This is a genomic window from Kitasatospora sp. NPDC057542 (genome assembly GCF_042801945.1).
Classification (GTDB): Bacteria; Actinomycetota; Actinomycetes; order Streptomycetales; family Streptomycetaceae; genus Kitasatospora.
Map to the genome: position 1 here is coordinate 1 of NZ_JBHVFE010000705.1, position 2987 is coordinate 2987.

The following is a 2987-nucleotide window of genomic DNA, read 5'->3' on the forward strand; positions in this document are numbered from 1 at the left end:
ATCCAGCCCGACCAGTTCCCCATCCCACTGTCCCTGCACACCAGCAGTCTGGCCCACACCGAGTAACGCAGGGCCAGAACCGCTGATTTTCAGTGGACTTCTAGAGGCGGTAGGGGTCGGTCTGGCGTCATCCTGGTGCGGTTATTCCCCGGGGCCTGCTCGCTGGCATGAGCCGGCCATCCCGGTCACTGCTGTCGGCTGATCGAGGAGGCCTACTGGGTCAGTCCCACCACAGCACGACGAGAAGGCCCCTGCGGACCGCCTCTGTGTAGAACCCACATAGCGCATCGAAGTGGCCCAGCAGGTACTTCGTTGGATCGCCGATGAACCCGTAGCCAAGCTTGGATTCCGCGCCGCTTTCCAGGACCGACTGGAGGATCGCCTGCATGTCGATCTCTCCGAGCAGTGCCGACACCTGGGCAACTGCGTCTGGGCACAGGGCCGTCGGGGTGGAGTTGCTGAAGAAGGCGATTGCATGCGGGTTCGCGTTGAGGAAGTCCAGATCGATGCCGCAGTCGCCATCGGTCGCGCGCTTGAGCGCCTCCAGGTGAACAGCGTCGAGTCGCGTCAGTTCGCAGGCACGCTCCAGCATGTCCGGTGCCCAGTCCAGATCCAGACAGTCCGCGGACGGCGGATCCCAGTGATGATCTCCGTCGGGTGATTCTTCGGCTGACTGACGGCAGGCGGCGAGGTACTCCGCCGAGACTCGGGCAAGTTGCTGGGTGACGGCCATGACGGCAGTATCCCGACGCTGTCCACCGGATTTGCCGCCTTCATTGGGGCCCGTCGGTCCTGTCAATGGGGTTCTTGGGTCGCTTGTTGGGCCGGTAGCTGGGGCCGTTCATGATGACCTGGTGGCTGGTATCGATCAGCCGGTCCAGGAGCGACTCGGCGACGCCGTGGCCGGGGCTACGGGCGCCCTCTTCCCTCGGCAACCGGGCGGGCGACCACCTGCGTCCAATCATCCGGGCCCAGGGAACAGGAGGTGAGGGCCGTCGTGAACGACGATAAAGGCCAGGATCGAGCTGTCATCGGCACCGGGTGCCTCGGTGTGCTGCTGGCACTGCTCGGCGCCGGGAGCTCCGTTGCCATCATCAGCCGCCAATGGGCAAGTTGCACCGGAGGCGTTCATGCCACGGGCGATGCAATGACGCTGCAGTTCCTGCTGTTCGGCTCCCCCTTCCTCCTGCTGGCCGTAGGAGCAACGTTCGCGATCTGGATGTACCGTTCCACCCGGTACCAGCCTCCGATGAAACGCTTCGGGCTGATGACGCTCGCCATGCTGACCGGGATCGTGGCGGTGAGCGCGCTCCTCGTGCTCGCCAACGGAAGCAACCCGCACGCCGGCGTGCCGTGCCAGACCAGCTGACCACCAATTCGGCGCGCCGGTAGTAGCCACAGCCTCATAGCAACGGCATTGCCGCCAGCAACCGCCCCGGGCAGGCCCGGGCCGCCGTCCCGGACCCACCAGGCCGCATAGGCGCCCCACAGGCCGCCCAGCGGCCCGCCGAGCAAGCCGCCGACGCCATCGCCGCGCTGCGCCACGTCCGCGCCCCCGCCGCCATCCTGGAGAGCGCCCTCCACCTCGCCCAAGCCCTCCTCGACCGGACCAGCGAAGACCCGCTCCTCCTGGAGGCCGCCGAGGGCCTGGCAGCCGTCATCCCGCAGTACCTCCCCGCCGCCCGCCCACCGGAACCCATACCGCCACCCGCCCGGCTGCGCACCGCCCCGGCCCCGAAGGCCGGTCCAGCACGTCGTAGGTTCCTGCTGGCCAGTCCGCGAACAGGGTGTACTCGACCTCGGTCCGCTCCGGCGCGGTCGTCGTCGCCGGCCAGCACAGCTCGATGGGTTCGCAGTCGACCAGGACGTGGTCTTGGTATCCGTCGAAGTCGCCCGGGTCGGATGCAACACCGATGTGGATGGGTGCGTCGTCGGGGAGGTCCTTGATCGCTTCGCGGAGGCGTCCAGCTGTCCAGACCTCGGGTGAAGGCTCAACTTCGGGTTTGACCGCGTAGAGGTACACCCAGCACTGGGCGCAGGCCCGCTCGGCTGCGCCCAGTGCGCGCGGACGCTGCTGATGTTCCAGGTCCTGGCCGGGTCGGGAGTGCTGGCCGCGCCGGGCGCCTGCCCGGACTGCGGCACACTCACGAGCGACGTTGCCGCCCTGCTCGATGTCCCCGCCGTGGCCGCCGTGTCCCTGCCCAACCGCCCGGGCCGACCCACCGGACGCCACCGCCGCACCCACCAATAGCCGCACACAAGGGCGGTGCGCGCCACGGGCAACGCAAGCTCACCCAGGAGGACACAGGGTCGGCAAGACGGTCAAACGCGCCGAGTCGATCAAGGAGCACCAAGCCCGCCGAGGATAGCCAAGCTGAGCATGGCATCAAACATCCTGCGGGCCGGCATCTGTATCGGCTGTCGGAGCCTGTCGCTGCTCGATGGCGGAGCGCAGGTGCTGGGGGCGAGGGCAGTGCGCAGAACCTCCTCGACCACGTCGGTGCGCAGAGCGTCCCGGCCGCGGGTGTTGCGCAGAGCCTGTCGGTCGGAGGCTTTGCGCAGGGTCGCGGGGCGGGCGGTGGTTTTGCGCAGACGAACGAGGGCGAGGTCGCTGCGCACGCGGGGGATGCGCGGGGCGGGTCCCGGCTGCGCGGGTGTCGGCGCTCGCTACTGCCGCAAGTCCGGTTGTAACCGGGCAGGCCGAAGGCGACATGGAGTTCCCGGAAGGGTGGGAGGGGGGCTTCGTGGCCTTCGTCGTGGAATTCAGCAGGCACCCGAGTCTCGCGGAGTACACGCAGTTCCTCCACGACCGGAAGTTCCGGAGCAACCCGGCCGGGAGCGGGCCGGTCAGCGAGAACACCGCGCGTCGGCACTACCCCAAGCTGTGCACGCGTCACCCGGCGCGAGGTCAGCTCCGAGCCATTGAGGACGTCCTGCCCGTGTAGCCGGTTACGCCGACGAGAGGGCCGGTCCCCGTATTGGGGGAC

Annotated in this window: 4 protein-coding genes; 2 read left to right on the plus strand and 2 right to left on the minus strand. The window is 68.4% G+C overall.

Going from position 1 to position 2987, the window contains the following annotated elements:
• Nucleotides 1-220: 220 nt before the first annotated feature.
• Complete coding sequence (locus ACFU7Y_RS42405; RefSeq protein WP_224285026.1) at nucleotides 221-733, minus strand: DUF1877 domain-containing protein; 513 nt, start codon at nucleotides 731-733, stop codon at nucleotides 221-223.
• 264 nt (nucleotides 734-997) lie between these two features.
• On the opposite strand from ACFU7Y_RS42405, the gene ACFU7Y_RS42410 reads away from it, so the two are divergent.
• Complete coding sequence (locus ACFU7Y_RS42410) at nucleotides 998-1369, plus strand: hypothetical protein (protein WP_380771779.1); 372 nt, start codon at nucleotides 998-1000, stop codon at nucleotides 1367-1369.
• 288 nt (nucleotides 1370-1657) lie between these two features.
• Here ACFU7Y_RS42410 and ACFU7Y_RS42415 read toward each other — a convergent pair whose 3' ends face one another.
• Nucleotides 1658-2023: a DUF6225 family protein gene (locus tag ACFU7Y_RS42415; RefSeq protein ID WP_380771781.1), complete on the minus strand. Its 366-nt coding sequence runs from the start codon at nucleotides 2021-2023 to the stop codon at nucleotides 1658-1660.
• Between the two features lie 54 nt (nucleotides 2024-2077).
• Between ACFU7Y_RS42415 and ACFU7Y_RS42420 the strand changes: the two genes are divergently transcribed.
• The gene (locus tag ACFU7Y_RS42420; protein WP_380771783.1) at nucleotides 2078-2251 is read left to right on the plus strand and encodes a hypothetical protein; all 174 of its coding nucleotides are present in this window, start codon (nucleotides 2078-2080) and stop codon (nucleotides 2249-2251) included.
• Nucleotides 2252-2987 lie beyond the last annotated feature (736 nt).

Excerpts from the sequence above, each read along its gene's own strand:
- ACFU7Y_RS42420 (WP_380771783.1), top strand. The coding sequence starts at position 2,078 with ATGTTCCAGGTCCTGGCCGGGTCGGGAGTGCTGGCCGCGCCGGGCGCC.
- ACFU7Y_RS42405 (WP_224285026.1), bottom strand. The coding sequence starts at position 733 with ATGGCCGTCACCCAGCAACTTGCCCGAGTCTCGGCGGAGTACCTCGCC.